This is a genomic window from Streptococcus sp. 5905 (assembly GCF_013276505.1).
Lineage (GTDB): Bacteria > Bacillota > Bacilli > Lactobacillales > Streptococcaceae > Streptococcus.
The window spans coordinates 110285-124730 of the sequence record NZ_VMLC01000003.1; the positions used below are offsets into that span (position 1 = coordinate 110285).

The following is a 14446-nucleotide window of genomic DNA, read 5'->3' on the forward strand; positions in this document are numbered from 1 at the left end:
CCTTCCTTGAAACCGTTTTATAGTTTTATTATATCACGACTTGAGGGAAAAACAAGATTTTTGTCTATTTTTTAGAAAGCAATCTGTTTTTCACTTTCATTTTCATTTTTTTTTAATGATCGGGTTCAAAATCAAAACCATACAAGGTTGCAAAATAGTCCTCAGGGCGCTCTGCACGGCGGATTTGGCGGACTTTGCCTTCTTCAGTATAGAGGATTTCTGCCGAGCGTAATTTGGCATTGTACTGATAACCCATGGAGAATCCATGTGCACCTGTATCATGAATCACCAGCAAATCACCGATTTCTGTATGAGGCAGTTCGCGGTTCACTGCAAATTTATCATTGTTTTCACAGAGAGATCCAACCACATCTACGACCTCCACTGGGTCATCTGGATGGGTCAGATTGGTAATATGGTGGTAGGCTCCATACATGGCAGGACGCATGAGGTTGACGGCCGAGGCATCCACACCCAGATAGGTACGGTAGGTTTTCTTTTTATGAGTTACTTTGGTGACGAGAACTCCGTGAGGTGCCAGCATAAAACGGCCCAATTCAGTGAAAATCTTGACCTGATCAAGACCTGCCGGCGTAAGGACTTCTTCATAAACCTTTCGCACGCCCTCACCAATCATAGCAATATCATTTGGCTCCTGATCTGGGCGGTAGTTGACTCCGATTCCGCCAGAAAGATTGATAAAGTCCAGTGAAATACCTAATTTCTCCTTGATTTCAACGGCCAATTCAAAAAGCTGACGAGCCAACTCTGGATAGTAGAGATGGGTGACGGTATTGGATGCTAGGAAGGAATGAATCCCAAAAGTCTTGGCTCCTTTTTCCTTCAAAATAGCAAAGGCTTCAAAAAGCTGAGCCTTGGTCATACCAAACTTGGCTTCTCCAGGATTGTCCATGATATCTGTTCCTAGCTCAAAAACGCCTCCAGGATTGTAACGACAAGAGATGATTTCTGGAATGCCTGCCGCTCGCTCCAGATGTTCAATGTCTTCAAAGGCATCCAAGTTAATTGTTGCGCCTAATTCACGCGCATAAGCATATTCCTTATCAGGCGTGTTGTTTGAAGAGAACATGATTTCAGAACCGGGGAAATCCAGTTTATGGCTCATCAAGAGCTCCACGTAACTAGAACAGTCCACACCGCAACCTTCCTCTTGGAGGATTTTCAAGATAGCTGGTGTTGGGGTAGCCTTGACGGCAAAATATTCTTTAAAACCCTTATTCCAAGAAAAGGCTTTGTTGACTGCTCGGGCTTTTTCACGAATCCCCTTTTCATCATACAAGTGAAAGGGAGTCGGGAACTCTGAAACAATCGTTTCTAAATCTTCACGGCTGATAAATGGTGTTTTCATAAGCTTCCTTCTATTCTGTTTGCAAAGAAAGGCTGGGACAATCGTTCCAACCTTTAGTTCTATCTCTTATTTGTCTTCGTCAAAGATATTTCCAATCTCAACATCGATGGATTGGTTCTTAACATCAATATTAGTTACTTTCAAGAGTGACTTGTAATCGAACTGCTTTTCACGTTCTTCTTGGGCATTGTCTGCAAAGACTGCGACACCAGCTAATTCAGAATCGAACTCACGCAAGAGACTAATCATCCCGTTGACAGTTCCGCCACCTTTCAGGAAGTCATCCACGATCAAGACACGACTGCCTGCCTTGAGACTGCGTTTTGAAAGGAACATTTTCTCAATGCGGTCACCGCTGGAACCTGAAACATAGTTGACGCTGACCGTTGAACCTTCGGTAATTTTCAAGTCACGACGCACAATGACAAATGGAACATTGAGTACATTGGCAACTGCATTTGCGAGTGGCACACCTTTTGTTGCTACTGTCATAACAGCATCGATTTTTTGGTCCATAAAGCTCTTGGCAATGATACGCCCAATATTTTTCAAAATGGCAGGCGTACTAAGCAGATCAGACAGGTAGATATAGCCGCCCGGCAAGATACGGTCACTTTCTGAAAGTTTGTCACGCAAGTCTGCTATCATTTCTTTGGCTTCATGACTAGAGATTGATGGTGTGAAGATAACGCCACCACCTGCCCCAGTCACAGTCTGAATATGACCGATTTCGATTTCCTCAAAGGCGCGCTTGATAATCACTATATCCTCTGAAATCGATGATTTAGCAGATTCGTACTTTTCTGCAAAGGTATTGAGACTGGTTAGTTTGTATGGATTATTAATCAAATAGTTGGAAATGACAACCATCCGATCACTTCTTCTTAATTTCATTTTTATTTACCATTCCATTTAATTTTGATATTTTATCCATTATACCATATTCACATAAAAAAACGAACATTATTGCGTAAAAAATGCTCGTTTTTCTTAAATTATTAATCTAAATCTGGTTTATAGAAGGAACGATTGTCCATAGCGAAGATTTTATTGGTCATCTCTCCTTTGTCCACCAAAGCTAGAGCTGTTGACATCATCATCATGCTGGCATCTAGATTGTCAATCATATGAATAATCTCTGCCTCCATAATGCGTGGACGGACTGGACTTCCATACTCCAGCAAGCCATGATGACTGAGAATGACATGGCGAAGGAGAACAACTTCTTCTCTAGTATCATCGATACCGAGTTCCATAACTGTCTTGGTAATTTCGCTATCGATGAGGGCGATATGGCCGATGAGATTGCCTCGCACTGTGTACTCCGTCTGATCGGGACCCGTCAACTCAATAACTTTAGCCAAGTCATGCAACATAATCCCCGCATAGAGGAGGCTCTTATTGAGCTGAGGATAGATCTCGCTAATGGCATCTGCCAAACGCACCATGGTTGCTGTATGATAGGCCAAACCCGTTTCAAAGGCATGGTGGTTGGTCTTGGCAGCTGGATAGGAGTAGAATTCCTTATCGTACTTGGTGTAGAGACTACGCACGATACGTTGCCAGACAGGATTTTCAATCTTGAAAATCATTTGCGACATGTAGTCACGGATTTCCTTGACATCAACTGGCGACTTGACCTTGAAATCAGCTGGATCATTGGGTTCCCCAGGCTGAGGCAAGCGGAGAGTAATTTGATTGACTTGAGGAGTGTTGTTATAAACTTCTCGGCGACCTTTCATATGAACAACCTTACCTGCGGTAAAGGCCTCAACGTTATGAGGCTGAGCATCCCAAAGTTTCCCTTCAATCTCACCACTATCATCTTGGAAGGTAAAGGCTAGGTAGTTTTTCCCAGCACGCGTCTGTCTCAGGTCAGCTGACTTGATCAGGTAAAAACCTTCAAACAGCTCATCTTTTTTCATGTGACTAATCTTCATATTCTTCCTCATCTTCTTGGAAATGGAGTAGATCAAGCGCAGGCTCACCTTCTGATAACTCAATGTGACGGAGCGTCCGCTCAATAGCTGTGGTGCGACGGTTTAATAATTCATCAATATTGCCAGAGGCATGTTGAAGATGTTTTTGTGCCTTAACCAAAATCCCCCCGAACTTGCCAAACTCGGTCTTAACGCTGGCAAGAGTCTTGCTGATATGATCTGCACTCTTTTGGATATTGAGAGTTTTGAAGCCAACTGATAGAGAGTTAAGCAGGGCCGACAAGGTGCTAGGACCAGCAACAATAATCTGCTCCTCTCGTCTCAAATCATCAAAGAAGACCGGATTTCGGACGATTTCTGAGTAGAGTCCCTCTGTCGGGACAAACAAAACTCCAAAATTGGTCGTCCGAGGTGGCGCTAGATACTTGCTCTTGATATCCTTGGCAAAGCGCTTGACGCTAGCTAGGAGTGACTTGCGACAACGTTCGATTTCGTCCTTATCGCCTGCTTCATAGGCTTCTTCTAGGCGATAATAATCCGCCAGTGGAAACTTGGAGTCAATCGGTAGGTAGACATATTCTTGGTCGCCTTGGCCAGGTAACTTGATGGCGTACTCTACTCGCTCGCTAGAGTTTTCAACCGTTGCAAATTCTCGTTCATACTGGGCAGGTGTCATGATATCTTCAATAATTTGCCCCAGTTGCAATTCGCCCAGAATTCCTCGCGTTTTGGTTCCAGAGAGAACCTTGTTGAGGGCACCGACATCACGGGCAACTGTCTGCATCTCTCCAAGACCACGATTGACAGACTCCAGTTGTTTAGAAACTGTCTCGAAGGAAGCCTGCAAGCGTGTCTGCAAGGTCTTTTCCAACTTTTCCTCGACCGTCTGGCGCATTTGTTCCAAACGTTGCTCATTGGATTCCTGCAGGGCTTGAAGACGTTGGTCAGTCTTGTCTCTAGTTTGGAGGAGATTCTCATTCATCTCCTGTCTAACTTGAGTCAGGCCTTGGTGCAACTCTATTCGCACTTCTTGCAAACGATCGCTGACAGCCACTTCCAAGTCTTTTTGATCCAGCTGGCTGACTTGTCTGGCTTGTTCAAAGCGGTAATCCAGTTGATCTGAAAGATTGTCTGCTTGATCCTCCAAGCTCTTGGCTAGGTACTTGTCTTGCTTATCTTGCCTTTGCCAAATGAGAAAGAGTCCAGCTAGGTTGGCAATTAATAATAGTAATAATACAGTCTCCATCCTACCTCCTGTCCTTGCTATGCAACACGACGACATAGCCATCTGGGCAAGTTACCGAAACTTCCCTATCTATATATTCGTTAGAAGCGTATACTTTTTTAAAGAAAAAATTTTCCTCTGTCAACTCATACTTGGCACCGAGAATGGTCAGCTGGCTATCCCGAACCGGCATAAAGGCTAGATAATCGTAGTCTGAACGGGGCTCTAGCTGACTGGTCCCTTCTGGACAATAGGCAATCAAATTTTGCCCATCCTCAATCGCTATCTGGCGCATATAGGGTGCCAACTTGGGATTGCTAGGCAGAAAGACATTGGCCAGCATGTGGTCGATCCGACCACCAAGAGCACCGAAAATAGTCACCTGAGCCTGAGAATTTTGCTCAAAGATGGTTAAGAGAGCCAATTCCAGATCTGTATCATCTTTTTCTGGCTGGGCTTGAACAAAATGTTGGGCACGTTTTTGAATCAACTGACGTTCGTCTGCAGTCACCGAATCAAAATCTCCAACTGCTAGAGCGAGAGGAAGGTCTTCTTCCAAGACCCATAGTGAGCCTCGATCCACACCGACAAAGCTATCAAAATCCGTCCGATAATGCCCACGATCTCCGCCTGCAAAAACGGCAACCCTAGTCCAATTGTTTTCTGAGAGTTTGCACTCGTTCATTGACATCTCCCTTAAAGACATAGGATCCTGCTACAAAAACGGTCGCTCCAGCTTCTTTGGCTTGAGCAATAGTTTGATCATCGATTCCACCATCAACTTCGATCTCAAAGTTCAGGCCTTTTTCCTCACGAAGGGCAACCAACTCACGAACCTTGTCCATGGTTTCAGGCAGAAAAGCTTGACCACCAAAACCAGGATTAACCGTCATGACCAAGACTTGATCAACTAGGTGAAGGACATGCTTAATTGCCTCGACAGGCGTACCAGGGTTAATGACGACCGAAGGTTTAACACCGAGAGAGCGAATTTTTTGGAGGGCGCCATGGATATGAGGTGTTGCTTCTACATGGATACTGATGATATCCGCTCCTGCGCGCGCAAAGTCTTCTAGATGATGCTCAGGATTTTCTACCATCAAGTGGCAGTCAAAGACCATCTTGCTATGTGGTCGAAGAGCTTCAACCACCCCTGCACCAAAGCTGATTTGTGGCACAAAGTGACCATCCATGATATCGATATGGGCATATTCTGCCCCAGTTGCTTCTAGGCGTTTGATTTCACGTTCAAAGTTGGCATAATCTGCTGCCAGAATTGACGGAGCAATCTTGTATTGAGACATAGGTTTCTCCTTATTTTGGAATTTTTTTGCTGACTTTTTTATAGGTTTCTCTGCGATTTTCAATCTCACTGAGAAATTGTAGGTAGTTGTCAAAACGGAAGCTGGCAATAGTACCCTCTTCAACAGCTGGTTTGACCGCACAGGACGGCTCATGGGTATGGGTACAAGTACGGAACTTACAGTCTCGACTGACACTGGCAATCTCTGGAAAGGCCTGATTGAGGTCTTCAGCCGTTGACACTTCATAATCCAGTGATGAAAATCCTGGCGTGTCTGCGATTTTACCCCCATTGAGGTTGTAAAAACTAACAGTTCGAGTGGTATGGCGACCGCGACCTAGACTATCTGAAATTTCTCCTGTCTCGAGATTGAGGTCTGGTGCGATTTTATTGAGAAGGGTTGACTTCCCAACACCCGTTTGTCCCATAAAGACTGTCACTTTCCCTGTCAACAAAGGCAAAAGTTCTTCTTTACTAGTCACAAAGTCGTAACCAATGTCACCATAGGTTTGTTGGTAAAAACTTAATTCTCCCCTATCTTCCAGCAAATCCATTTTAGAAATATAGACAACAGGATGGATGCCCTTGTGCTCCAAAAGAACCAAGAAGCGATCCAATAAATTGCTATTAAAGTCAGGTTCTTTAGCCGACATGATCACCACAGCTTGGTCAATATTAACAATAGGCGGGCGAACCAGACTATTTTTTCGTTCGTGAATCTTGAGAATGTAACCTTCGGAATTTTCCTCCGCAGAAAAATCTACCCAGTCCCCAACATAGGGTGTATGGCCTTTTTTGCGGAAATTTCCACGCGCACGTGTCTGATAGACTTGACCATCACTCTCTACATAGTAGAATCCCGCCAAAGCTTTAATGATTTGTCCCTGCATCTTAGAGTCCTTGTCCTTTAAGTGCATCTGCTAGACTGGCAAATTCTTCTAAGCTGAGAGCTTCACCACGAACACTCGGTGACAAGCCCGCTTGATCCAAAGCCTTGGTCAGTTTATCCTTGATTTCTTCAGTCTTGCCAAAGTAACCTGTCAGGTTATTCCACAAGGTCTTACGGCGATGAGTGAAACTGGCCTTGGAAACCTTAAAGAAGAAGTTCTCATCTTCTACTGCTACAGCTGGCTCTGGACGACGCACCATTTTCAAGATGGCTGAGTCCACATTTGGTGCTGGCACAAAGACCGTACGAGGGACGATAAAGGCAACCTTGGCTGTCATATAATACTGGACAGCGATCGACAAGCTACCGTAAGCCTTGGTATTAGGTTGGGCTGAGATACGATCCGCCACTTCTTTTTGCATCATGACCACAAACTCACTAAAAGGAATACCACTCTCAATCAAGTGCATGAGAATAGGTGTCGTGATGTAATAAGGCAAGTTGGCTACCACCTTGATTGGTAGGTCAGGATTTTTGAAATTCTGGATATGTTGCGCCAAATCGACCTTGAGAATGTCCTCGTTGACTACTGTTACATTATCAAAATCACGCAAGGTATCAGCTAGGATTGGCACCAAACGATGGTCAATCTCAAAAGCCATGACCTCTGCCGCACGCTCAGCCAAAAACTCCGTCAAGGCCCCAATACCTGGCCCGATTTCGATGACATTAACCTGGTCATCAATTTCAGCCGTATCCACGATTTTTTGAAGGATATTGGTATCCGTCAGGAAATTTTGCCCGAAGGACTTTTTAAAAGTAAAACCGTGACGCTCCAGCACTGCCTTGGTCACGCTATAATCTGCAATTCTCATTTATTCTCTTTTCTATTTATTAGCTAAAAATAATATATAAAACCCACATAATTACTAGTGCCAACAAAATCCAAAACACTAAAAGAACACGAGACTTGTTCCCTTTTGGATCAGCTCCAGTCGTATCTAGCACTTTCTTATCTTCTTGGGGGTTCATTTTCTTCAGTTCATCCTGATAGGCAACCGAATCTACAATATTGTCTTCTGGCAATAATTCTGAAGCATAATAATCAGGAAAGCCCATAGCAAGACCAATTAAGTTCTTTTCTGTCACAGAAAAATCTAAATCTTTGGGTTGATTTTCCCGAATAGCTCGTATATTTTTTAACAGTTTATCAGAAACAACAGACACTTGGTCCATAAAAACAACATCTAAAAGATCAAATCCGAGCACATCACCGTCTTTGACATTTGCAAGAATATAACGGACAAAGTCATCATATAGTTGCACGGATTGCGGGGCATTCTCTTCTAAAAAAGATCGGTTTTTGAGGGCATTCTGCTGGAATTTTTCAATAGAAAGCAAGATATCTACATTCTGCTCTTGGTAAAATCTTTCTGCTTGCTCTTCATCTTCTTCCAGTTTTTCTGCTGTTTCCCAGAGAGCAATCGGAGCTTTTAAATCTTCTTCATCCCAAAACAATTGCCAAAAATAGGGTATTGTGTAAATTCCCTCTGTTAGAATACGGGCTTCATCTCCGTTTTTTAAGTAAATATAACTTCTATTTGCCATATCATTTCCTTTCACAATCTTTGAAAAAGGTTAGTGGTTCAAGTAGGATGTAGATAAAACTATAAAGTTTCCAATTTTCATGCCCAATCGAAAACCTAGACTTCATTTAAAAAGATGTTTCATAAAAGCACCAAGGGACGATAACAATACATGACCAGTTCAACCTCGGTCAGGACATCATCTGCAATTCTCATTTATTCTCTTTTCTAATATAGTATGCTTCCGGGGTATAATGATAGAGCAAAACAAATAAGGGAATCTCAGTAATTCCTTCCAGCATCTCTTTTAAGACCGCATCTGGATGGATAATCTCTCGTGTTTTGGTGAAATAAACACCTTGTTCCCCATTTCGATTACGGAGTTCCCAAGCGACATTGTTTCCTTGAACAGACGGCAAATAACGTTCCTTTTCTAGAAAGTCAAAAAATTCTTTCACCGTCATATCTTCAGGAATCTCAAATTCTATCTCATGGGGCAGTACATCATCCCCCATACACACAGATTCTCTGTCAACTTGTATTTTCATTTCAATCTGTCCTTATAAGTTTCTATTTGAACGCTATCAAAATAAATCTAAGTACCTCTATTGTAACACATTCCCTTTGTATTTTTGAGCTATCTAGCTATTATCATAACTTTCCATAGCTTCTTCCACTTCTGCCAAAGTTACTCCAAACAACTCCAACCGCTTGAGGAGTTGCTTGCCGTTGGAATAGCCGATGCGGAGCTGTTCGCCTAGATACTCTCGGCGTCTACGACTGTCTGCTCCCGCTAGGAAACCTAGACGAATCAAGTCACCACGACCGACGTCAAACTCGTTCTCGCTTTCAAATTGCTCTGTCACCTGAGCCAGCGCTGTTTTCAGGTCTTCATAGCTGGCGTGTTCGATTCCCAGAGAATGTCCCTTGGTCTTGGATTTGGGAACAGCCTCATCTCGCTTGAGAAAGGCATGCTGCACAGTTGGAATGGTCGTCATAATCATGCGCCGGATCCGCTCCCCATTAAAATCTGGATCTGTAAAGACAATGACTCCATGCAATTCATGCAGGCGCTGAATCCGCTCTATATCTTGGTCATTTATTGCGGAACCTCGTGTTTCATAGGTCTCTACATCAAAGTAACGTTTGAGATTGGCTGTATCATCCCGTCCTTCGACGACAATGACTTGGGAGATTTTTTCTTTCATGATTGTTTTTCCAATCCAAAAATCCGCTCTGCATTTGCAGTCGTTGCTGCTGCTAGCTCTTCTGCCGTCATCCCACGCAAGTCAGCGATAAAGTCCACCACATAGCGAGTATAGGCTGTTTTGTTTTCACGACCACGTTTAGGAACTGGTGCCAAGTAAGGGGCATCCGTCTCTACCAAAATCTTATCCAAAGGAAGGTTTTTAGCTGCTTCTTGGATATCCGTCGCTTTCTTAAAGGTCACCACTCCTGAGAAGGAAATGGTCATACCAAGCTCGACAAACTTCTCAGCCCACTCCGAAGAACCTGAGAATGAGTGCATAATCCCACCACGAGGACCAACACCCTCGCTCTTGATGATCTCATAGGTATCTTCAAGCGCATCACGGGTATGGACCACGAAAGGCAAATTCAAATCCTTAGACAGCTGAATCTGACGACGGAAAACCTGCTCCTGCACTTCCTTAGGTGCTATCATCCAGTGATAGTCCAGACCAATCTCACCTAAAGCAACAACCTTGGGATGTTTTAGTTTTTCAAACAAGTAAGCTTCGACCTCATCTGTGTAAGTGCCTGCTTCCGTCGGATGCCAGCCAATAGTTGCGTAGAGTTGCTCATACTTCTCCACCAACTCTAGGGCACGCTCAATGGTCGGTTTATCAAAACCAACAATATTCATCTGTGTCACACCCATCTCAGCAGCCAAGGCGATTTCTTCTGCCTCACGGCCTACAAATTCTTCTACATTTAAATGTGTGTGCGTATCAAAAATCATCTTTTCTAACCTCATTTTCTTCCATCTATTATACCAAAAATAGCATCCCCCGGCTTGTAAAAATATTCTAATACCGATCATTCTCCCTTGACTGCATTTTTTCAAAGCAGTATAATAACACTTATTGAAATTTTCAGCAAAGGAAAAGAAAATGTTTAGAAAATTAAAATATACCTTTATCGGTCGACCACTCAAGTCTCTCACAGACGGCGAAGGGGGATTACTTGGAAAAATGCAGGCACTTGCAATGTTATCCAGTGATGCCCTGTCTTCTATTGCCTATGGACCTGAACAAGTCATTCTCGTTTTAGTCAGTCTCTCTCCTCTCGCTATTTGGTGGAGCCTCCCTATCGGTATTTTTGTCCTCTTACTGCTCGCTAGTTTGACCATTTCCTATCGTCAAATTATTCACGCCTATCCTCAAGGTGGTGGCGCTTATATGGTCACTCGGGAAAATCTCTCTCCTGAACTAGGCTTGATTGCTGGTGGTAGCCTCCTTGTTGACTATATGCTGACAGTAGCCGTATCCGTTGCGTCTGGAGCTGATGCTATTACAGCAGCCATCCCTGCCCTCCATCCCTACAATCTTCATATCTCTATTTTCCTAGTCTGCCTGCTCATGCTCTTGAATTTAAGAGGATTAAAAGAATCTGCCAGCTCTCTGATGATTCCCGTCTACCTCTTTATCTTCAGTACCGTCTTTCTCTTGCTTTATGGGTTCTTTCAACTATTTACAGGTTCCCTAAACTATCAGGCGACTTCAACCATTGGACAAACTGTTCCGAGCCTTTCCATCGTTCTCCTATTGAGAGCCTTTACCAGTGGCTCTGCCTCTCTGACAGGGGTTGAAGCTATTTCAAATGCGGTACCATTTTTCAAAACTCCGAAGGAAAAGAATGCTGCTCAAACCTTGACCATCATGTCGCTCATTTTAGGTTTTCTTTTTGCGGGCATTACCTTCCTAAACTACTGGATGGGTATCACGCCTCAACACGGAGAAACCATCCTCTCGCAAATGGCCAAGGGCATTCTTGGTGATTCATTCTTTGGTCATGCTAGCTACTATCTCTTCCAGTTCTCAACAGCCTTGATTCTAGCTGTAGCTGCAAATACTGGCTTTTCAGCCTTCCCTATGCTGTCCTACAATATGGCCAAAAACAAGTACATGCCTCATCTCTTTATGGAAAAAGGGGATCGCCTTGGCTACTCCAACGGTATCTTAACTCTGGCCTTTGGGGCTATGATCCTTCTTCTCATTTTTAATGGTAATACCGAACGTTTGATTCCTCTTTATACTATCGGGGTCTTCGTTCCCTTTGCCCTTTCTCAGACTGGGATGATTCGCCATTGGAAAAAGGAAAAAGGAGCAAACTTCTTAAAATCTGCCTTTGCTAATATCCTTGGGGCCATCATTTGTTATGCTATTGTCCTCATCTTACTCCTCTTTAGACTAGGTGATATCTGGCCATTCTTCCCAATTATTCTAGTCTTAACCTTCCTCTTTTTGTCCATCCACAACCATTACCAAAAAGTGGCTAAACAACTACGACTCTACGAAGGAATTGAAAAGCGCACTTACGACGGCAATCTTGTCCTTGTCCTAGTAGGAAATGTTACTCGAGTAAGCATCGGAGCCATTAACTACGCTCAAAGTATCGGTGACGAAGTGTTAGCCATGCACATTTCTACTAAAGAAACGGCAGAAAAAGACCAAGAAATCCTCCAGGAATTTGCTGATTACTTCCCAAATATCACTCTGAAGAATATCAAGACCAGCTACCGCGACATCATCACCCCTAGCGTTAAGTATGTCAAACGAATCGCCCAAGAAGCTAAGCAAAAAAACTACACCGTTACAGTCCTTGTACCACAGTTCATCCCTAACAAGCCTTGGCAAAATATCCTGCACAATCAAATGAGCCTCAAACTAAAATACGCTCTCAGATGGCACGAAGACGTCGTTGTCGCTAGCTACTCTTATCACTTAAAAGAATAAAGAAAAGGCCCTACCAGAACCAAAAAGCGTCTGGTGGGGCCTTTTTCTGAATCCAGCCACTATGCTTAACTAAAAAGCATGACTAGGAATATTATTGAATGTGGTTAGCTAAATCTTCTTGGGCTTTTTTGTTGGACTCAACTTTTTCTTTTTGCCATTTTTCATAAAGCTCTTGGTACTGTTTCGCAGTCACGGGATCTTTTTGCAACTCAAGGTATTTGTAGTTGTCCGCATCCCCTTTATGTCCGACAAATGAGAAGGCTCCTGTGAACGGTACAGTCTTACGGAATATTGGATTAGCTCCTCCGCTTTGAACTGGCAGAAAGAGGGCACTATCTGTTAGCCAAGCTTGAACTTCGGCAAATTTTTCATAGCGAACCTGAGTGTTTTCAACTTCTTTATCTGCCACATCCAACAACTTCTTGTAAGTAGAGAGACCGATTTTTTCCTTGACATCATTGTCTTTTCCTGGAGTCAAACCAAGGTTTTTTAACTGAGAACCGGAGTCTGGATCCAAGAGGTCAAGATAGGTCTTGGGATCAGAGTAATCTCCGCTCCAGCCTGAGATGTCGATGTCATAGTCCTTTTGTTCAGCTGTGTCAGCAAAGAAGGTTGCATTGTCTTTCTCATCTGGAGACAATTGAATCACATCGATAACAATATTATCTGATCCAAGTGTCTCCTCAACCGTCTGCTTGAAAGAACTGGCTTGCTGTACGTCCAACTTAGCAGTCTGATCCACCGGCATGTCTAAATGGATAGGGAAGGTCACACCTTCTGCCTGTAAGCTTTCTTTGGCTTTGGCAAATTCTGCCTTGGCCTTGTCAGCATTCAAGAAGGCAGGCTGAGCGTCGTTTAGATTGACATTAGCCCACTCTGAACCGTAGTTGACTATCTTTTCATTGACAGCATCTCCGAAGTTTTTCCCACCAATTTGAACAAAATTGCTTGGTGTGACCGTGTTTCTAAGGATACGGTCAGCTCCATCTTCTCCATTTGTCTGGGCAGCGTAGGCATGACGGTCAAAGGCAAAGTTAATCGCCTGACGGAAGTCCTTATTTTGCATAGCTAGACGCGAATCCATCTTTTCTTTATCCGTCTGTTTCATGGTTTGATTGTAACTTTGACGGTTGACATTGAAGAGATAGTAGAAAGTCACAGCATCCTGAGGAGTATAGGTAATCTTATCTTCATTCCCTTTTTTCAACTGGTCAAAGACAGAGCTTGTCGGGAAGATACGGCCATCTGTGTAGTTGCCTTCTAAGAATCCTCGAGCCAAACTATCTTGGTCTGAACCATCATAGAAGGAAAGTTTTACCTTCTCAATCTTGACGTTGTCCTTATCCCAGTAATTAGGGTTCTTTTCAAACTCAATTAAAGATTTTGATGTGAAAGACTTAAACAAGTATGGCCCATTTGACAGGATACTAGATGGGGTAACACTTCCAAAATCATCTCCCTTAGATTTCAAAAAGGCTTCATTGACAGGACTCAAAATTCCCCCTGTTGTCTTTGAATTCCAATAAGACTCTGGCTTGTTCAAGGTGTATTGGAGAGTATAGTCGTCCACTGCCTTGACTCCAACCGTCTCAAAGTCAGATGTTTTCCCTTCGACATAATCTGCCAAACCTTTGATTGAATCCCGTACCAAGTACAAGTTCTCAGCCTTTTTATCCGCTGCATACTTAAGACCTGTCACAAAGTCATGTGCTGTCACTTCAGCATACTCTTCTCCTTCAGAGGTATACCACTTAGCCCCTTGGCGGATTTTATAGGTATAGGTTAAACCGTCTTTTGATACTGTCCATGACTGCGCCATAGAAGGGACGAGATTGCCGTACTTATCATTTTCCAACAAACCATCAATCAAGTTTGTCGTAATGCTAGAGGTCGAACCACGTGTCGAAGTGATATAGTCTAATGTATCTGGATTGCTGGCAAATACATATGAGTAGGTTTTATCTGTATTTGATTGTGCCGAACTACAAGCCACCATCAAGAAGCTTGCACTCAAAATTCCAGCCCCTAGTAGGAGGGCTTTTGATTTCTTCATAACTGTTCTCCATTTTTATAGTATATGAAACATTATACATTATTTCAGAAAAAATATAAAGCATTTACAGACTGATATTATAGGAAAAAGAAAAGCCAGTAGAC

At 43.2% G+C, this 14446-nt stretch carries 14 protein-coding genes; 1 reads left to right on the forward strand and 13 read right to left on the reverse strand.

The features are described from left to right. Positions 1 to 112: 112 nt before the first annotated feature. The 12 genes from HT680_RS06135 to HT680_RS06190 all read right to left on the reverse strand — a co-directional run bounded on the left by HT680_RS06135 (position 113) and on the right by HT680_RS06190 (position 10293). Positions 113 to 1369 (reverse strand): diaminopimelate decarboxylase, encoded by a 1257-nt coding sequence (locus tag HT680_RS06135; protein WP_173259035.1) that lies wholly within the window; start codon positions 1367 to 1369, stop codon positions 113 to 115. 66 nt (positions 1370 to 1435) lie between these two features. Beyond that, a complete protein-coding gene (purR, locus tag HT680_RS06140) occupies positions 1436 to 2263 on the reverse strand; it encodes a pur operon repressor (protein ID WP_002874197.1) in 828 nt (275 codons plus the stop codon). A 104-nt stretch (positions 2264 to 2367) separates the two neighbouring features. Further along, on the reverse strand, positions 2368 to 3309 hold the full coding sequence (locus HT680_RS06145) for a 3'-5' exoribonuclease YhaM family protein (RefSeq protein WP_173259037.1): 942 nt from the start codon (positions 3307 to 3309) through the stop codon (positions 2368 to 2370). Then, a complete protein-coding gene (locus tag HT680_RS06150) occupies positions 3299 to 4555 on the reverse strand; it encodes a DNA recombination protein RmuC (RefSeq protein ID WP_173259039.1) in 1257 nt (418 codons plus the stop codon). Before HT680_RS06150 ends, HT680_RS06145 begins: the two co-directional genes overlap by 11 nt. Position 4556: 1 nt before the next feature. Beyond that, complete coding sequence (locus HT680_RS06155; RefSeq protein WP_173259041.1) at positions 4557 to 5219, reverse strand: thiamine diphosphokinase; 663 nt, start codon at positions 5217 to 5219, stop codon at positions 4557 to 4559. Next, on the reverse strand, positions 5182 to 5838 hold the full coding sequence (gene rpe, locus HT680_RS06160) for a ribulose-phosphate 3-epimerase (RefSeq protein WP_173259043.1): 657 nt from the start codon (positions 5836 to 5838) through the stop codon (positions 5182 to 5184). The genes HT680_RS06155 and rpe overlap by 38 nt, the downstream gene beginning before the upstream one ends. Positions 5839 to 5848: 10 nt before the next feature. Next, positions 5849 to 6727 (reverse strand): ribosome small subunit-dependent GTPase A, encoded by an 879-nt coding sequence (gene rsgA / locus HT680_RS06165; protein ID WP_173259045.1) that lies wholly within the window; start codon positions 6725 to 6727, stop codon positions 5849 to 5851. 1 nt (position 6728) lies between these two features. Continuing rightward, complete coding sequence (rsmA, locus tag HT680_RS06170; RefSeq protein WP_049535572.1) at positions 6729 to 7601, reverse strand: 16S rRNA (adenine(1518)-N(6)/adenine(1519)-N(6))-dimethyltransferase RsmA; 873 nt, start codon at positions 7599 to 7601, stop codon at positions 6729 to 6731. Between the two features lie 19 nt (positions 7602 to 7620). Further along, on the reverse strand, positions 7621 to 8334 hold the full coding sequence (locus tag HT680_RS06175) for a dimethyladenosine transferase (RefSeq protein WP_173259047.1): 714 nt from the start codon (positions 8332 to 8334) through the stop codon (positions 7621 to 7623). A 190-nt stretch (positions 8335 to 8524) separates the two neighbouring features. Then, on the reverse strand, positions 8525 to 8860 hold the full coding sequence (locus HT680_RS06180; RefSeq protein WP_173259049.1) for a hypothetical protein: 336 nt from the start codon (positions 8858 to 8860) through the stop codon (positions 8525 to 8527). A gap of 93 nt (positions 8861 to 8953) precedes the next feature. Further along, positions 8954 to 9520, reverse strand: a complete 567-nt coding sequence (gene rnmV / locus HT680_RS06185; RefSeq protein WP_173259051.1) for a ribonuclease M5 — start codon at positions 9518 to 9520, stop codon at positions 8954 to 8956. Further along, positions 9517 to 10293 carry a TatD family hydrolase gene (locus HT680_RS06190; RefSeq protein ID WP_173259374.1) on the reverse strand — a complete coding sequence of 259 codons (777 nt, stop codon included), beginning with the start codon at positions 10291 to 10293 and terminating at the stop codon, positions 9517 to 9519. The genes rnmV and HT680_RS06190 overlap by 4 nt, the downstream gene beginning before the upstream one ends. Positions 10294 to 10444: 151 nt before the next feature. On the opposite strand from HT680_RS06190, the gene HT680_RS06195 reads away from it, so the two are divergent. Then, complete coding sequence (locus tag HT680_RS06195; RefSeq protein WP_173259053.1) at positions 10445 to 12289, forward strand: APC family permease; 1845 nt, start codon at positions 10445 to 10447, stop codon at positions 12287 to 12289. A gap of 91 nt (positions 12290 to 12380) precedes the next feature. On the opposite strand, the gene HT680_RS06200 is transcribed toward HT680_RS06195, so the two are convergent. Next, positions 12381 to 14342: a peptide ABC transporter substrate-binding protein gene (locus tag HT680_RS06200; RefSeq protein ID WP_173259055.1), complete on the reverse strand. Its 1962-nt coding sequence runs from the start codon at positions 14340 to 14342 to the stop codon at positions 12381 to 12383. Positions 14343 to 14446 lie beyond the last annotated feature (104 nt).

What these genes read in the sequence shown, in the direction of transcription:
- HT680_RS06135 (WP_173259035.1), bottom strand. Translation starts at nt 1,369, where the DNA reads ATGAAAACACCATTTATCAGCCGTGAAGATTTAGAAACGATTGTTTCA.
- purR (WP_002874197.1), bottom strand. Translation starts at nt 2,263, where the DNA reads ATGAAATTAAGAAGAAGTGATCGGATGGTTGTCATTTCCAACTATTTG.
- HT680_RS06145 (WP_173259037.1), bottom strand. Translation starts at nt 3,309, where the DNA reads ATGAAGATTAGTCACATGAAAAAAGATGAGCTGTTTGAAGGTTTTTAC.
- HT680_RS06150 (WP_173259039.1), bottom strand. Translation starts at nt 4,555, where the DNA reads ATGGAGACTGTATTATTACTATTATTAATTGCCAACCTAGCTGGACTC.
- HT680_RS06155 (WP_173259041.1), bottom strand. Translation starts at nt 5,219, where the DNA reads ATGAACGAGTGCAAACTCTCAGAAAACAATTGGACTAGGGTTGCCGTT.
- rpe (WP_173259043.1), bottom strand. Translation starts at nt 5,838, where the DNA reads ATGTCTCAATACAAGATTGCTCCGTCAATTCTGGCAGCAGATTATGCC.
- rsgA (WP_173259045.1), bottom strand. Translation starts at nt 6,727, where the DNA reads ATGCAGGGACAAATCATTAAAGCTTTGGCGGGATTCTACTATGTAGAG.
- rsmA (WP_049535572.1), bottom strand. Translation starts at nt 7,601, where the DNA reads ATGAGAATTGCAGATTATAGCGTGACCAAGGCAGTGCTGGAGCGTCAC.
- HT680_RS06175 (WP_173259047.1), bottom strand. Translation starts at nt 8,334, where the DNA reads ATGGCAAATAGAAGTTATATTTACTTAAAAAACGGAGATGAAGCCCGT.
- HT680_RS06180 (WP_173259049.1), bottom strand. Translation starts at nt 8,860, where the DNA reads ATGAAAATACAAGTTGACAGAGAATCTGTGTGTATGGGGGATGATGTA.
- rnmV (WP_173259051.1), bottom strand. Translation starts at nt 9,520, where the DNA reads ATGAAAGAAAAAATCTCCCAAGTCATTGTCGTCGAAGGACGGGATGAT.
- HT680_RS06190 (WP_173259374.1), bottom strand. Translation starts at nt 10,293, where the DNA reads ATGATTTTTGATACGCACACACATTTAAATGTAGAAGAATTTGTAGGC.
- HT680_RS06195 (WP_173259053.1), top strand. Translation starts at nt 10,445, where the DNA reads ATGTTTAGAAAATTAAAATATACCTTTATCGGTCGACCACTCAAGTCT.
- HT680_RS06200 (WP_173259055.1), bottom strand. Translation starts at nt 14,342, where the DNA reads ATGAAGAAATCAAAAGCCCTCCTACTAGGGGCTGGAATTTTGAGTGCA.